General features: G+C 63.2%; 13 protein-coding genes. 7 read left to right on the plus strand and 6 right to left on the minus strand.

The window, feature by feature from the left end; translation table 11 throughout:
* Positions 1-125 precede the first annotated feature (125 nt).
* The 3 genes from SH412_RS16050 to SH412_RS16060 form a co-directional block, all read right to left on the minus strand.
* Positions 126-1,250 (minus strand): hypothetical protein, encoded by a 1,125-nt coding sequence (locus SH412_RS16050; protein WP_336519028.1) that lies wholly within the window; start codon positions 1,248-1,250, stop codon positions 126-128.
* Between the two features lie 250 nt (positions 1,251-1,500).
* A complete protein-coding gene (locus tag SH412_RS16055) occupies positions 1,501-2,514 on the minus strand; it encodes a dihydrodipicolinate synthase family protein (protein WP_336519029.1) in 1,014 nt (337 codons plus the stop codon).
* A gap of 345 nt (positions 2,515-2,859) precedes the next feature.
* Positions 2,860-4,161 (minus strand): reverse transcriptase family protein, encoded by a 1,302-nt coding sequence (locus SH412_RS16060; protein WP_336519030.1) that lies wholly within the window; start codon positions 4,159-4,161, stop codon positions 2,860-2,862.
* A 592-nt stretch (positions 4,162-4,753) separates the two neighbouring features.
* Between SH412_RS16060 and SH412_RS16065 the strand changes: the two genes are divergently transcribed.
* A complete protein-coding gene (locus SH412_RS16065; RefSeq protein ID WP_336519031.1) occupies positions 4,754-5,428 on the plus strand; it encodes a site-2 protease family protein in 675 nt (224 codons plus the stop codon).
* A gap of 140 nt (positions 5,429-5,568) precedes the next feature.
* On the opposite strand, the gene SH412_RS16070 is transcribed toward SH412_RS16065, so the two are convergent.
* A complete protein-coding gene (locus SH412_RS16070; RefSeq protein WP_336519032.1) occupies positions 5,569-6,120 on the minus strand; it encodes an HPF/RaiA family ribosome-associated protein in 552 nt (183 codons plus the stop codon).
* A 293-nt stretch (positions 6,121-6,413) separates the two neighbouring features.
* Here SH412_RS16070 and SH412_RS16075 point away from each other — a divergent pair, with 293 nt between their 5' ends.
* Positions 6,414-7,385, plus strand: a complete 972-nt coding sequence (locus tag SH412_RS16075) for a PAC2 family protein (protein ID WP_336519033.1) — start codon at positions 6,414-6,416, stop codon at positions 7,383-7,385.
* Positions 7,386-8,082: 697 nt separating this feature from the next.
* Here SH412_RS16075 and SH412_RS16080 read toward each other — a convergent pair.
* On the minus strand, positions 8,083-8,535 hold the full coding sequence (locus tag SH412_RS16080) for a nucleoside deaminase (protein WP_336519034.1): 453 nt from the start codon (positions 8,533-8,535) through the stop codon (positions 8,083-8,085).
* Positions 8,536-8,873: 338 nt separating this feature from the next.
* Here SH412_RS16080 and SH412_RS16085 point away from each other — a divergent pair, with 338 nt between their 5' ends.
* The 5 genes from SH412_RS16085 to SH412_RS16105 all read left to right on the plus strand — a co-directional run bounded on the left by SH412_RS16085 (position 8,874) and on the right by SH412_RS16105 (position 12,203).
* Positions 8,874-10,055: an ImmA/IrrE family metallo-endopeptidase gene (locus SH412_RS16085; protein WP_336519035.1), complete on the plus strand. Its 1,182-nt coding sequence runs from the start codon at positions 8,874-8,876 to the stop codon at positions 10,053-10,055.
* A complete protein-coding gene (locus tag SH412_RS16090) occupies positions 10,042-10,563 on the plus strand; it encodes a DUF4411 family protein (RefSeq protein WP_336519036.1) in 522 nt (173 codons plus the stop codon). Before SH412_RS16085 ends, SH412_RS16090 begins: the two co-directional genes overlap by 14 nt.
* A gap of 182 nt (positions 10,564-10,745) precedes the next feature.
* Positions 10,746-10,988, plus strand: coding sequence for a hypothetical protein (locus SH412_RS16095; RefSeq protein WP_336519037.1), 243 nt, complete (start codon positions 10,746-10,748; stop codon positions 10,986-10,988).
* A complete protein-coding gene (locus SH412_RS16100) occupies positions 10,963-11,349 on the plus strand; it encodes a type II toxin-antitoxin system PemK/MazF family toxin (protein WP_336519038.1) in 387 nt (128 codons plus the stop codon). Before SH412_RS16095 ends, SH412_RS16100 begins: the two co-directional genes overlap by 26 nt.
* The gene (locus SH412_RS16105) at positions 11,337-12,203 is read left to right on the plus strand and encodes a hypothetical protein (protein ID WP_336519039.1); all 867 of its coding nucleotides are present in this window, start codon (positions 11,337-11,339) and stop codon (positions 12,201-12,203) included. The genes SH412_RS16100 and SH412_RS16105 overlap by 13 nt, the downstream gene beginning before the upstream one ends.
* Before the next feature lie 8 nt (positions 12,204-12,211).
* Here the strand turns inward: SH412_RS16105 and SH412_RS16110 are convergent, their stop codons facing one another.
* On the minus strand, positions 12,212-13,054 hold the full coding sequence (locus tag SH412_RS16110) for a polysaccharide deacetylase family protein (RefSeq protein WP_336519040.1): 843 nt from the start codon (positions 13,052-13,054) through the stop codon (positions 12,212-12,214).
* Between the last annotated feature and the right edge of the window lie 211 nt (positions 13,055-13,265).

Genomic DNA, 13,265 nt, shown 5'->3' on the forward strand with positions numbered 1-13,265 from the left:
CCTGTTCAATGGAAGTCGTGGATTCCCCCGTGGGATTATACGCCGCCGTGCAAGCCCCGGCTGGAGACAGCGTCGGTCAGACTCGCAGATTCTCCATGTCCGGCCTGGGTCCGCTGGCCGCGATTTCAGGGAATGCTCCGCTGGTGGACGGCGGGCTGGACTGGCATCTGCCGATCATAGACTCCATTCCAGCTTCCCGGAACCCGCGCCAGCAGAAAGCTGGCAACCGCCTCGGCAAGCTGCTGATGCCCCTGCCCTGTCCAGCCGGTTCCGGCCGGCAGCGACCATTGACGGACCAGCGCCGGTTCGCGATACAGCACGGTCACATCGCACCACGGAATTCCCGATTCCTGAACCGCCGGACCGACCCGCTGCGCGAGCCGGGCGGCATCCATGTCCGGCGCCTGTTGCAGGTCCGGAGTCGACCAGACCACCACCCGCCCGCCCCACTGCTGCACCAGCGCCGCCAGATGCGGCAGTACATCCAGCGAGCCAGCCTCGTCAGACCGCCCGGTCCCATCGGTTCCGGCCGTTTCCGCTCCCAGCAATCGAGCCCCCGCCAGGCAGGCCAGTCGATCGAGCACGCGAAACTCTTCGCGCCAGCGCCGGCCGGCCGGCCCCACCGACTTCCCCATCAGCGCCGGATGACAGCACGTCAATGGCTGCCCGCGGACGTCGCTGCGCATCCACCGCTGCAACGCCGCGCCACGCGCCAGAAACACCGGATCAATTTCCAGCAGCACGTAGTCGGGCTGGAGAGCTGCGAGCTCGTGCTTCAACCGCAGATACTGCGTGCAGGGTGAGCCCCCCGCCACGGCCCCATTCAGAATCTCGATCGTCTGCGCGCTCCGCCCCTGCAGATACTGCTGCAGCAGACTGCAGAAGTGCAGCTCCTCAGGGGTCGTCGCCCCAAAGAGCTGATCGCCCCCCAGGCACAGAATCCGGACGGTGTCGGCGGGCTTCGGCACGACCGGTTCCGGCCCCCGGCATCCGTAGCTGTTCAGCCGAAATGTCACGGGCTGTTGCGTTTCCGAGGATCGCGTCCGGACCTCTGCAAACGGTCGCAGGCTGGCGTAAATGGTCGCAGACGGACTGACGATGCCCGCCAGCTTTTGATCCAGGCCGTCGTCGCGACCGCCCTGCGTCACCTCACGCACCCGCAGGGCGACCTCCGCAGCGCAGACGAAGAACGCCAGGAGCAGCACGGCTCCCACAAACTGCCTGAGCCAGCGGATACAGGCCCGGCCCATCCTCGCCTTCCATGTCGACGTAACCCCCGCTCATCCATGAGCCTCGGGAGGATAGTTCGACGGGAAATAACGGGCAAGGCGAAGTTGCCCGGACGGGTGTCGGGTCCAAGGCTTGCGCCGCTGGGCTACAGAGTCAGGACGACGGCCGCCGAAGGCAGGCCGCCCTTCTCTGGCGATCAGCGATACGCGAAAAGCGATAAGCCCTCTGCTCTGGCTATTCACTATTCCCTGTTCGCTACTCCCTCTCCCCCTACTTCATCCGCTTCTGCAGCTCGCTGACCACGGCTTCCACGATCCGGCTCACGTCCGGGCCGCCGTTCTGTGGAACAGGGCAGCCGCAGACCGGTTCGTCCGTGAAACCGTGCTCCGCCAGCATGCACTGCAGCGTGTCCGCCAGAGCCGCCAGGTCGACCTGCTGATCATCCGACAGCGGCTGCCGACCGACGCCCGGCTCAAAACCCCGCAGCCGGAGTGCGGTCCGGAACCCGTCCGGGAACTCCGAGTGCAGGATCATCGCATCGAACAGCGTGACGATGTCGTACTGCAGTTGCCGGGCCTCGTCGAGCCGCTCCGACAGGGTCAGCTCGTACAGCTTCCGGGTCAATTCCGGCACCACTCCCGAGCTGGCGTTCGTCCCGCCGTCACAGCCGATCAGCAGCATCGGCATCAGGGCCGCATCCCACCCCGTCAGGAAGCTGAAGTCCGGCCGGTTCGGGCGGATCGCCTGAATCATGCGGATCATGTTGGGAATGTCGCCCGACGAATCCTTGATCCCGATCACCTTGTCGCACTCGTCCGCCAGCCGCCGGACCGTCGGCACGTCAATCGGGCTGGCGAACATCGGAATGTTGTACAGAGTCACGTCGATCGGCGAGTTGTCCGCGATTTCCTTGAAATACGCGTACACCGCCCGCGGGCTCAGCTTGAAGTAAAACGGCGCCACGATCGCGACCGCCGTCGCCCCCAGCGAGTAATACGTTTCACAGGCGCGGATCGTTTCACGGACATTCGCCTCGGCGGCGCCCGCCAGGATCGGCACGCGCCCGGCCACATGGTCCGTCATGATTTCCATGATCCGGACCCGCTCTTCGACCGTGAAACGGGTGAATTCCCCCGTGGAACCGTTCGGGTAGAGACCGTGCACCCCTTTGGCGATCAACCAGTCCACATACCGCCGCAGCTCCGGCTCGTTGATCTCCCCCCGGCTGTCGAGAGGCACAATATTTGGCGTAAAGATTCCGTGGATCTTGCCTTGCGGTCGCATGAACCGGGGGCCTTTCCGGGGACGAGGGCGGTCCCCTGCGTGTCATGGTAGGAGGTGTGGCGAGTTTGTGCGTACGGGGAAGAGTATACGGGCCAGCCAGCAACCCTTCCATTCCGCCGCCAGTACCTCCTGTATCGAAAGTCCGCCCCGCGAAGGTTGAACGGAGTCCGGCCAGGCGGGATTGTTCGGGGAAGAGCGACGGCTGGCCGGTTCCAGGCATCGGGTGACCGGGGCAGGAGCGTCTTCGCGATGCCCCGGTGTTCCAACGAGGTTTCGCCAGAAGACCGGGGCTTCCCTGCGGTCCAGCCCCGGCCTCCCGAAACGGCCTGAATACCGCCGCTGGCGTCAGCGCGTCCAGTCAATCTGCCGATACACCGCCAGCAGCTTTTCGCCCCGGCTGCGATTCAACAGACACGCATGCGCGATCCGCCCCCGCAGATGGCCAGCGAAGTCCGCAGCGCCATCGTGATTCTGCGAAGACGGCCCCAGCTTCACGCAGTTATGCAAGATCGCCTTCAGCCGGTCGAACTCGGACCGCGACTGATTCGGCTTCACATTCACGACGACGCCGGTCACCCGTTGCTGCTGATGCGGTCGGAGAATTCGCCGTTTCTTGCGATGAACCCGGAAACGCTCTTCGCGAATAATCTGGTTCACCAGCGGCAGAAAGACTCGCAGGCTGCTGCGGAACTTCGCGTCGCCCGAGAACGTCAAATCGTCCGCATAGCGGGTGTAGTTCGCCCCGAACGTCCGGCTCAACCCCGCCAGCCGCAGGTCGAGTACGAACGCCGACAGATTCGCCAGTGCGGGAGACGTCGGCGCCCCCTGCGGCAGATGCGCCCGCAGATACGGCATCACGGCCCCGGCATCTCCCTCGGGCAGGATCATGTCGCCCGGCGCCGCCGATGTCGTCAGCCGGCCCAGCCAGATCGCCGCCTCGCGCGAGTAACCAATGCTGCGGAAGATCGCCACCACCCGCGAAAAACTAACTGCGGGATAGAAGTTCTCCAGATCGAACCGCACTACGACCGCCTGACCGGTATGCGGCGCTGCGTTGGAGACGATCGATCGTCCCGCGACAAATCCGTGAGCGGCATTGTGCGGCGGGCAGCGGTCGAGAATCTCGGTCAGAATCTTGACCTGAACCGCTTTCAGATCGGGCTTGGGCGCTTCGATCAGCCGCCAGCCGCCGCTCTTCTTCCGCATCCAGCGAAACCAGTAGTGAGCCTGCTTCTGACCCCGCGGACGCCCCCCCGTGAACCGGTGCACCAACCAGGCCAGCCGGCCCACCGGCTGGCCGACCCACGCGGCTATATCATTCGGCGTCGTCAGCACGGGAAGTTGCTGCGCCCGCAGATGCTCCTCGTCTCCATCCTGAGACAGATCGAGATAATGTCCTGTCCGCGACCCCAGCCGGGCAAACCGATACGGCGGCTTGCCGCGGGTCTCGATCACCGGCGAGCGCTCGATCACCGCCCGGCGTCTCATGCGAACCAGCCGGACCGGAGACCGCGACTTTGCAGGAACGACGCCAGCGGCCGCTGGTGGTGAGTCCGCACGACGCGGCGACGTGACGCTGTCGGAATACGGATCGTCGTCGTGAGGCAGCCAGCCCATCCACCGCCACAGCCAGTCAAACAAGCCCATGCAAACGCTTTCCAAAGCTGCGCGGCGGACTGAGAACTGCAGAGCGGACGTTGGAGACGTGATCGAAAAAGGTGGCCTGCGGGCCGCACAACGGTTCCCGTGGCGAAGCGTTGACGACGGTCATGTCGACCGTCGCGACGCTTCACATCGCGAATGCAGCACAATCAAGCGAGCGCGGGGTAGCCCCGCACCGTGCAACGCCGAGGCGCGCACCGAGCTTGGGCGGCCCGCAGGCCAACGCCCCACATCGTAGCGGGTTCCCGCAAGGGGTCAATTGCGCACCGGCCTCCGCAACCCGCGAAATCCCCTTCCCCCGACAAGTTTGCGGACCCGTGCCCCCGGGAGAAAATCCGAAATCCCAAACTCGAAATCCAAAACAAGCACGAAATTCAAAATCTCAACCGGACCTGCTCAGTTGGGGTGGCACGCCCCTGAGTCCGCGAAGGGCGTGTCTTTTGACTTCACCACGACGGAGTTCAGGCGCCAGACGCGAATTCTACGCGGCCTGCACGACCGGTTGTCTCCCCGCGAACCGTCGGCTACAGTCCGTTCAGCCCCGTCCGTTCGCTCCCCGCACGAAACACCAGCAGCCATGCTCACCGAGCCCACCCCCTTCGACCTCCGGATGCACGTCTTCCGCATCCCCGTCCGCGTCCACCCCTCGTTCTGGCTCCTCGGGCTGATCCTCGGCTGGGATCCCGACATGCCCCAGATGACGCTGATCTGCACGGTCTGCGTCTTCGTCTCGATCCTGATTCACGAGCTCGGCCATGCGCTCACCGCCGAAGCCTTCGGCTGGCGCAGCGAAATCGTCCTCTACCTGTTCGGCGGCCTCGCCTTCAGCGAACGCTGGCACAATCGGACGCCGACGAAAGACATCTTCGTCTCCGTCGCCGGCCCCGCCGCGCAGTTCTGCCTCCTGCCGCTCCTGTTCGCGACCGAACTCGGACTGGCGCAGACGGAGTTCGGCGACCAGATCTATGTCCGCGCCGCCATGCACTACCTGTGGTTCATCAACATCGTCTGGCCGATCCTCAACCTGATGCCCGTCCTCCCGCTCGACGGCGGCCACATCCTGCAGGGCCTCTTCGAACTGTTCGGACTGCGCGACCCGCTCGCCGCCGCGCTGATCGTCAGCATCATCGTCGGCGGCCTCCTTTCGTATGCCTCCTACACCCTCACCGGCGGCGGCTTCGGCATGTGGTTCATCTTCCTCACGATTATGAACATCCAGGCCTATCAGCAGCACCGCGCGCAACGCTGGTAGCCGTGGGCGGAAAGCCAGATTTAAGAGGCTTATCGCAGGTCGCTTGTCGCCGATCGCCAGAGAAGACGGCGTATCGTCATTTTCTGGCGATCAGCGATGCACGATCAGCGATAAGCCCTCTCTTCGCCTCCTCCGCTCCGCTACGGCTTCACCACCCGCACTGTGCTCGCCTGCGGGCCGCGGTCCCCGGTCGTCTCCGCGAATTCCACCTCCGAACCGACGTCGATCTTCTCGAAGCCGCCGTTCAGCACCGCGTTGCGATGGAAATACACCTCGCGGCCGTCGGGCGTGATCAGGAACCCGTAGTCCTCCAGCGGAAAAATCTGATTGACGCGCGCCCGGGCCGGCTCCGCGTGCGTCTTCACGTGGCCGTGATCCTTCCGGATCGCGTCTTCCACCTGCCGCCGCATCGCGCTGAAGGAATCGCGCACCGCCACATGCACGTCCTCGTGCTGATGGGCCTGATCCGAATGCCGATTCACCACCAGCTCATGCCCCGGCAACGTCAGATCGATTCGCACCTGATACAGCCGGCCGTTCCGGTGGTGCGCATGCGGCCGCTCCACCACCACGTTGCAACCGATAATCCGGTTGCAGAACTCGTCCAGCTTGTCGGCGTAGCGCTTGATATCCGCCTCAACCGCCTCGCTGCGGTCCAGATTCTTGAAGTCGATCCGCAGTTCTCCAGGCATGTCGCACTCCTCCACGCCCCGCCTGGCAACCTTCAACTCTCGGGTCGCCTTGCTCGGGGCTGCCTCGATTTCGGGTTCTTCACAGGTTCTTCACAACGGACTTCACCCCGAGGATACGCCCATTTCGCGTCTCGCGATAGATCCATTCAGCGCCGCATCCGGCCCCCGCACAACCCGTCCGCACAGACGCACAGCGCTGTCCCGGCGAACCCCGCTCTCTTGACTCTCAACGCCCAACTCTCGACGCTCGTATTCTGGCTTTCCGCTTTCCGCCTTCAGCTTTCGGCCACTCCATGAATCAGTCCCTCGAATTTCGCGAAGACGTCAAGCTCCATCACCCCTGGATGATCGCCGTCTGGCCGGGGATGGGGCACGTCGCCATCAACGCCGGCTTCTACCTCGCGGCGAAGCTCGATATGCGCGTCTTCGCCGAGTTCTCCCCCCGCGAGCTGTTCGACATCGAGCACGTCGACGTCGAACAGGGCGTCATCCGCCCGGCCCGCCTCCCCCGCAGCCGCCTGTTCGTCTGGCGCGACCCCGCCGAAAAACGGGACCTGGTCCTCTTCATCGGCGAAGCCCAGCCCCCCGCCGGCAAACGAAGCTTCTGCCGCAGCCTGACCGAATTTGCCCAGACGCTCGGCATCGAACGGATCTTCACGTTCGCCTCGATGGCGACGCAGATGCACCCCCAGCATCACTCCCGCGTCTTCGTCGCCGCCACCGATCAGCCCACCCTCAGCGAACTGCTCGACCAGCCCGTCGAAGTCCTCGAAGAAGGCCACATTGGCGGCCTCAACGGCGTCCTGCTCGGCGAAGCCGCCGCCGCCGGTCTCCACGGGGCCTGCCTGCTCGGCGAGATCCCCCACATCTTCTCGCAGCTCCCCTTCCCCGGCGGTTCGGTCGCCGTCCTGAAAGTCTTCTCCGGCCTGACCGGCATCCCGCTCGACCTGGCCGAAATGCAGGAACAGGCCCACGAGTTCGGCGAGAAGCTCGGCGAAGTCCTCGCCAAAGTCGAAGAAGCCCAGCAGGAAGCCGGCGAGGACGAAAGCGACGAGGAGGAAGAATCAGAAATCACCGCCCCGGAACCCGAAGCGGAACCGGAACCCAAGCTCTCCCCGTCCGACGAACAGCGCGTCGAAGCCCTCTTCGCCGAGGCCGACAAAGACCGTTCGAAAGCCTATGTTCTGAAGCAGCTCCTCGACCGCCTCGACGTCTTCGCCGACTACGAGGACCGGTTCCTGGATCTGTTCAAGAAGGGCGAATAGGGAATAGCGAATAGGGAGTAGCCAGAGGAAGAGGGCTGATCGCGAATCGCTGATCGCTTATCGCCGGAACAGGATCGTTACGCCGCCGGTCTCAAAGAACCCCGTCAGGGGCGATCTCATGTAAGCCCAGCGGCGTAAGCCCTGGGCGCGAGCTTCTCGTCTGGCTATTCGCTATTCCCTACTCGCTATTCGCTCACCTTCCCTCCGCGAGAAATCTTCCGCAATTTCAGAATTTTCCCCGAATCTGCTCTTGCACAACGCCCGTACCAGTGTGAGCGTGTCCTCTGGTCGAGCGGTTCGGTGCAAATGGTACCACGTCGGCGGGCGACCGCCGGCGCTCTGAGAGCCGAACCCTCGACCCGGGCCTGATCAGGGCCCGCTTGACGGCTCTGCCAAACGGCAGGGACCGGGGAGCGCACCTCACGTGCGCACAACCTCGACGTCGAGTTTCCGATAGCTGATCGCGGGCGAAAGCCCGTTCCTGATCACATGCCAGCTCCAGGGCTGGGGCAGAACTCAACACTCTGCCCCAGTCCGTCCTGGACCCGGCGAATCGAGTTTGAACCGAACCGCGACATTCTCAATGCCGCGCCAGGCGTCAGCCTGCGCGCACCCTTCTTCCATTTTGCACTTTGCATTTTTCACTTTTCATTTTGCACTGTCTTCTTTCCCCGCCCCCACCGCCGGTCCCGCCCCTTCACACCCCGATATCTTCATTCCAAAGCTCCGGCTGCGCCCGGATAAACTCCTCCATCAACCGCACGCACTCCCCATCATCGACGACTTCCACCGCCACCCCCCGCGACCGGACGTATTCCTCCGGCCCCCGAAACGTCCGGTTCTCGCCGATCACGATCCGCGGAATCCGATACAGCAGCGACATCCCCGAACACATGTCGCACGGCGAGAGGGTCGAGTAGAGGACCGCCCGCCGATAGTCCCCCGCCGTCAGCCGCCCGGCGTTCTCCACGGCATCCATCTCGGCATGCAGAATCGCACTCCCCCGCTGCACCCGTCGATTATGCCCCCGCCCGACAATCTGCCCGTCAATGACCAGCACCGACCCAATCGGGATGCCCCCCTCGGCCAGCCCGATCCGGGCCTCCGCAATCGCCGCCTGCAGAAACGGTGCATCAGAAGAATTCAACATGGATCACACCCTGGATAATGGAAGCACAAGACCGCCCAACAATACGCCAGATTCAGCCTCCCCGGAACAGGAATCGAGCCACGAGCGTAGGGCCGGGCGCGCCCGGCAGCTTTTCAGAATCGGGTGGCCCGGCCGCAGGCCGGGCGGCGCAGAGTCGAAGGCCTGCCGGGTAGCTCTGATTTCGCGAAATCACTGGCAGACGCGATCGAAAGAAGCCAGTATGGACAAACAGCCAGACGTCTGAGACACCACTCGCCATCACATTCGCGAGTCGGGCCTCACGGGCAGAAACCGGTAAGCCCCCTTGAATCGTATTCAACCGCGAAACCGTTCGCTTTATGACTGAAACCGTCGCCGTCAAACCTGACCTGCTCCGCTGGGCCGTCGACCGCAGTCGACTCGCTCCCGAAGACCTTGCGCAAGCGTTTCCCAAGTTGCAGCAATGGGAATCGGGTGAGCGGCAGCCGACGTTTCGCCAACTGGAAGACTTCGCCCGTAAGACGCTGACTCCGCTCGGCTATCTCTTCCTGGAACAGCCGCCAGTCGAAACGTTGCCGATCCCCGACTTCCGGACCGTGGGCGATTCGCCAATTGCGCGACCGAGTCCCAATCTGATCGAAACGATCCAGGTCATGCAGCGTCGCCAGGCTTGGATGCGGGAATCCGTCATCGAGGATGGTCAGCCCGCTCTGCCATTCGTCGGCAGCGCGAAACGTTCGCGCAACGTGGTCGCGCTCGCAAAGACCATTCGGGAGCAACTCGGACTGTCGGAAGACTGGGCCGAGCAATTGTCGACATGGGAGGAAGCTCTCCGCAGGTTGCGACAGGCCGCGGAGAACCTCGGAATCCTGATCTCGATATCCGGAGTGGTGGGCCTCAACAATCACCGACCGCTCGATCCTCAGGAGTTTCGCGGCTTCGTGCTCTGCGACGACTATGCGCCGCTGATCTTCGTCAACGGCAAGGACTCCCGATCGGCCCAGATGTTCACACTGACGCACGAGTTGATCCACCTTTGGCTGGGCTCAGGGGGACTCTTCAATCTCGTCAACCTGCTGCCGCACGACAGCCCGACCGAACGGTTCTGCAATCAGGTGGCCTCGGAGTTTCTGGTCATCGGCCGCAAACTGACGGAGCGCTGGCCCACGGTGAAGTCGCAGGAAAACCCGTTCGCGTCCCTGGCCCGCGTGTTCAAAGTGAGTCCGGTTGTCGTCGCCCGGCGGGCGCTGGATCTGGAGCTGATTTCGCGGAAGCAGTTCTTCACCTTCTATGAACGCGATCAGGCGGAGTGGCGCCGCCGCCAGGAGCAGGACAAAGCCAAGGGGAAATCGGGCGGTAATTTCTACCAGACGCAGGACAGCCGGCTGGGGCCGCGCTTCGCGTACGCGGTCGTGCGAGCGGCCCGCGAAGGGCGGCTGCTCTATCGGGATGCCTACCAGCTCACGGACCTGAAGGGCGAGACGTTCGAGAAATACGCGGACCAGCTCACTCAGAGGGTGCTGCAGCATGCCCGACCGTAAGCAGTACGTCCTCGACGCGAACGTCTTCATCCAGGCCCATCGCCGGCACTATGCCTTCGACATCTGCCCCGGCTTCTGGGACCTGCTGGTCAGGCAGCACTCCGCGCGGACCGTTTGCAGCATCGACAAAGTCCGCGACGAGATCGCCGCCGGCCAGGATGGCGACGAGTTGAAGAAATGGGTCAAGGACAAGCAGCCTCTCGACGGATTCTTCAAAGGAACGGCGGACGCCGCGGTTCTCGCGGCATTTCGAAAAATGATGAACTGGGTGCAGGCTCACCCGAGCTTCACTCAGGACGCCAAATCCGAGTTCGCCGGCGCTGCCGACGGCTGGCTTGTCGCCTATGCCGCCGCCAACGGGCTGGCGGTAGTCACTCATGAAGAACTTGCCCCTCAGATCAAGAAACAGGTCCGCATCCCAAACCTCTGCGTACAATTCGGCGTCGAGTATCTCGATACGTTCAAGATGCTGCGCGAACTCGAAGCGAAGCTCGTGCTGGGAAAGTGAGAGACCGGCCCCCTGATCATCATCGGGTGGCCCGGCCACAGGCCGGGCGGCGTAGCCGCAAGAGGCCGCCGTTGGACCTTCAACAGCCATTGGCCTTCCCCACCACATTGCAGCCCAAGCGGCGACGCCACCTCCCTCTTGTCCACTGCCCCACATCCCGGCATAATGTGACCGGAGGAAGCATGGAACTCACCGCCGCCCAGATCACCGCCCTCAAAGATGGCCGCCCCGTCACCGTGACGCTGCCGGAACTCGGCGAGCGCTGCGTCGTGCTCCGGGAAGACGTCTACGATCGCGTCAGAGCCGCTCTTGAGCCCGGAGCGGAATTCGACGCCCGGGAGACATACCCGGCGGTGCTGAAGGTTCTCGACGAGACCGACGAGTCACCGGAGCAGTACCTTGAGTACCTCGCTGAACCGCGGTGATCTGGTCGTCGTCGACTTTCGGCCGGTCAATCCGCGCGCTGGAGTCCGGCCCGCTCTGGTCGTGCAAAACGACCGTGACAATCGTCGGCTGACGAACACGGTCGTCGCGCAGATTTCCAGCAATGTCCGGCGTGCCGGCGAGGACACGCAGCTTCTGATCGATCAACGACATTCCGACTGGACGGCATCGGGCCTGCGTCATCCCTCGGCAGTCATCTGCTCGAACATCTACACAATCAGCCAGGACGATGTCGCCCGTGTCATCGGGTCTCTCTCCGACACAACGATGCAACAGGTCAATGAGCGGTTGCGAATCGTGCTGGGACTAAGCAGCGATGGAAACATACCGTGCCAAACCTGAACTTCTGGGTTCCTGGAAGCACGTGGATTCGTGCAAAGTATGCACAATTCTGGGCCGGCTGGAAGACAGTTCGCGTGCTCGGCGAGCTTCAGATCTTGACGCGTGCATCGTACTTCACGTTGCTCTTCGTCCCGATTCTTGCTGGAGTTTGGCCTGCCGTTCGCGCTGGCATCAACCGGTACAATGAGGCCGTCGTAGATGCAACGCATGCGCTGGATCTCGCGTCGGAGAAACTGGCGGGGCAGTTGAGGGACTCGCAAATCGCCTCGGACGCTTCAGAACAGAACAGCCTGACGAACACACGCTCCCGCTCACATTTGAGGCAGGCAAGCGATGAGCTGATGTTAGATCTGCAGCGCCACGTTGACATGCTCCGGTCAAGCCTGGTGCACCAGACGATTAACCGCAAATCACTTCCGCTTACATGGGCTCTGGCATTCTTCGCAGCGTTATTCGCAGTGATTGGCCACCTTTTGTACCAAGTATTTTGCCCTGAAGAGATTCGGCAGGCGAGCTTTGAAGCCTTTGCTCTGCAACGCAAGAGAGACTACGCAAGCCATCCGACAGAACTCGCTTTAAAACAAGCAGAGAGCTACATCTCGGGCCTCAATCTTAAGAATGAGCCGTGGCTGAAACTTAGCGGCGAAAAAGAACAAATCGTCGAGGAGAAGAGAGACCAGTGGCGTGACCTCGGAGTGATCGAGCGAGCTGCACACGTTGAGTACCATTTGCGTTCCAAGCAGCAGCCACGGGCCGCAATCGCGTCGGCTGCCTGCTATTTAGTTTCGATGTTGCTCATTTTCGTGATCGTTGTTTCACAGTCTAATGCCGTCGTTCGTGCAACGATCGAATGACGCCTCCCCTACCGCACCTCCCGATACCCCACCAGCTCAATCCCCTTCGCCTTGATCGCCGCTTTGATCTCCGGACTCGTCCAAGCGTCCGTCACTCCCTGGCGGTCGGCCGCCACGTTTTCGTAGCCGATGTGATGGATCGCCCGCAGCTCCGGCGTGTCCAGGCCCGGGTGCTCCACGAACAGGTAGGTCTGGCCCGGCTCCAGGCTGTCGAGCAGCTTCAGGATCGCCGTCCGCTTTTCCTCTGGCGTGACGTGCGGGCCGCGGTAGCTGACGTTTTTCACCCCCCGCTCGGCCGGGTCGATGTCCAGCCGGTATTCGACCGCCAGACCCTTCACCAGCTTGCGCACCGACTCGTCGATCCCCGAGCAGCCCATATGCCCCGACAGGTGGCTGAGCTGCGGAATGTGCCTCTTCGCCAGCTCGATCTGCGCCCGGAATTCCTGCTCGACCTCTTCCATCCGCCATTTCTGCTCGGCGAGCGACCGGCCGGGATAATTTCTGTTCGGGCGGATCATCGGATAGAAGTAGCCGTCCGCATCCCGCAGGCTCGGGCAGGGTCTCAGCGGTCGCCATTTGACGTTGTCCCACTCGCTGCTGAGCGTCAGGTGCACGCCGACGTCCGCCTCGGGCAGCGTCTGCAGCATCTGCACCGCCTCCGGAAACCACGGCGACGGCACGATCACCTCGATCGCAGTCTGAATCCCTTCCTTGTGGCACTTGAGGATCGCCTCGTTGACCGAATGGGCCGCCCCCATGTCGTCGCCGCGGACAATCAACCGGGGCGGGGCCTGAGCCGCAAGCGTCGGGCAGAGAACGGCAAGCAGACCGAGAGCCAGCAGGCAGCGCATGGCAGCACTTTCGTCGATAGCGGAAGCAATTCAGGGTGAAACGGAATCGTCTCTGCTATCGCGCGCTGCGCTGCGGGTCAAGGATTGATTGAGGCGTGGCAATCGGCTTGGCGGGATCGCTGACGAGGGGTCCGCTGCTGTGCAAGGACGGCTCTTCGCCCCGGCAGGGGCGCAGGATTGTCGCCACGGGTGAAGCGACGCGGCGGCGAAG

Source organism: Planctellipticum variicoloris, assembly GCF_030622045.1.
In the GTDB taxonomy this organism is placed as follows: Bacteria; Planctomycetota; Planctomycetia; order Planctomycetales; family Planctomycetaceae; genus Planctellipticum; species Planctellipticum variicoloris.

Coding starts and splice junctions, on each gene's coding strand:
- SH412_RS16050 (WP_336519028.1), bottom strand. CDS start 1,250: ATGGGCCGGGCCTGTATCCGCTGGCTCAGGCAGTTTGTGGGAGCCGTG.
- SH412_RS16055 (WP_336519029.1), bottom strand. CDS start 2,514: ATGCGACCGCAAGGCAAGATCCACGGAATCTTTACGCCAAATATTGTG.
- SH412_RS16060 (WP_336519030.1), bottom strand. CDS start 4,161: ATGGGCTTGTTTGACTGGCTGTGGCGGTGGATGGGCTGGCTGCCTCAC.
- SH412_RS16065 (WP_336519031.1), top strand. CDS start 4,754: ATGCTCACCGAGCCCACCCCCTTCGACCTCCGGATGCACGTCTTCCGC.
- SH412_RS16070 (WP_336519032.1), bottom strand. CDS start 6,120: ATGCCTGGAGAACTGCGGATCGACTTCAAGAATCTGGACCGCAGCGAG.
- SH412_RS16075 (WP_336519033.1), top strand. CDS start 6,414: ATGAATCAGTCCCTCGAATTTCGCGAAGACGTCAAGCTCCATCACCCC.
- SH412_RS16080 (WP_336519034.1), bottom strand. CDS start 8,535: ATGTTGAATTCTTCTGATGCACCGTTTCTGCAGGCGGCGATTGCGGAG.
- SH412_RS16085 (WP_336519035.1), top strand. CDS start 8,874: ATGACTGAAACCGTCGCCGTCAAACCTGACCTGCTCCGCTGGGCCGTC.
- SH412_RS16090 (WP_336519036.1), top strand. CDS start 10,042: ATGCCCGACCGTAAGCAGTACGTCCTCGACGCGAACGTCTTCATCCAG.
- SH412_RS16095 (WP_336519037.1), top strand. CDS start 10,746: ATGGAACTCACCGCCGCCCAGATCACCGCCCTCAAAGATGGCCGCCCC.
- SH412_RS16110 (WP_336519040.1), bottom strand. CDS start 13,054: ATGCGCTGCCTGCTGGCTCTCGGTCTGCTTGCCGTTCTCTGCCCGACG.